Here is a 1357-nt window from a genome sequence, read left to right on the forward strand (position 1 = left end):
GTGTTACGGCGGTCATAGTGTCGAGGAAACGCCCGGCTCCATTCCGAACCCGGAAGCTAAGCTTGATCGCGCCGATGGTACTGCACTCGGGAGGGTGTGGGAGAGTAGGTCGCCGCCGGACATCTTCAGAAAGAGGGAGCGGGTCACGCAGACCCCCACCAGCACAATGGTGGGAGCGTCGCGGACCCGCTCCCTTTCTCATGCCCGAAAACACTTGTCCGCAGCAGATGCTCCGTGACAGGCAGGAGTTTCACCCAGGCGGTCCCAGTTTCACAGTGACGAGCGGCGGTCTCAGAGGGACGGGCGGCAGCTTCACGATGCCAGGCAGCAGCGTCGGCACCGCATCTTGCGTCGCGCACGCTGCATGCGCCAGGGCACGCCCCGGGCACGTGGTGGACTCGCCTTTCCCGGCCACGCTTGAGCATGATCCACCATCTACCCCGGAGTACCGCGGGCCCGAGCCCGTATATGCCGCCGAGACCCGCACTACGCCGAGGTAAGTGGTGAGGGGCAGGGACCGTTCAGCGAGAGCGAGGCGCGCGGATAGGCGGAGGTGGGTACCGGTTCAGGACCTGACTTAGGTCATCGAGTTGGGGTTGGCTGTCTGGCGGGGCTGTGACCTGGGGTGATGGGTGGTTTTGGGGGTGGGGTGGGGCACTAACGGGTAGCGTTGCTCTATGGCCTACGTGCGGAAGGTGAGGACGGCTTCGGGCGCGGTGGCGGTGCAGGTCGTGCAGAAATCCCGGGGTCGTCTCGAGGTGCTCGAGCATGTGGGGTCTGCGCATACCGATGCGGAGCTCGGGCTACTGCTGGAGCGGGCCGAGCAGGTCCTCCAGGGTGAGCAGATGAGCCTGGGACTGCAGGTGCCGCGGGCGGTCACGCGTGTGGAGGATGTCGCGGACTGGAGCGGCCGCACCCAGACTTCTGGGCTTGCTGCACGGCCGGTGGTGGCGCCGTCCGGGCGGGTGCTCTCCAGCACCTCCAGGCTCGTCTATGACGTGCTGGCCAGCGCGTATATCCGTCTGGGGTTCGATGTTGTGGGCGATCGAGTGTTCCGTGATCTGGTCATTGCGCGGTTGATCGAGCCGGCCAGCAAGGTTGAGTCCCTGCGCGTTCTGGCCGAGTGAGGGGCAGAACCGTTCTCCTACAAGACTCTGCAGCGCCACCTGGCCGGTATCACCCAGGCCACCCGCGACCAGATCGCTTCCGCCTGCTTCACTCACGCGTCCTCCAGTGGTGATGTCTCGCTGGTGCTGTATGACGTGACGACCCTGTATTTCGAGGCGGAGAACGAGGATGCTCTGCGTAAGGTCGGGTATTCGAAGGAACGTCGGGTGGATCCGCAGATCGTGGTCGG

The 1357-nt window shown here is 65.0% G+C and carries 1 protein-coding gene and 1 rRNA gene; both read left to right on the forward strand.

The window, feature by feature from the left end; all coding sequences use genetic code 11:
- Positions 1–4 precede the first annotated feature (4 nt).
- A 5S ribosomal RNA gene (rrf, locus tag MU407_RS13970) occupies positions 5–121 on the forward strand.
- 556 nt (positions 122–677) lie between these two features.
- Positions 678–1127: a hypothetical protein gene (locus MU407_RS13975; protein WP_246958398.1), complete on the forward strand. Its 450-nt coding sequence runs from the start codon at positions 678–680 to the stop codon at positions 1125–1127.
- The last annotated feature ends 230 nt before the right edge of the window (positions 1128–1357 follow it).

It is taken from the genome of Brachybacterium sp. Marseille-Q7125, from assembly GCF_023062615.1.
Lineage (GTDB): Bacteria > Actinomycetota > Actinomycetes > Actinomycetales > Dermabacteraceae > Brachybacterium.

Excerpts from the sequence above, each read along its gene's own strand:
- MU407_RS13975 (WP_246958398.1), top strand. The coding sequence starts at position 678 with ATGGCCTACGTGCGGAAGGTGAGGACGGCTTCGGGCGCGGTGGCGGTG.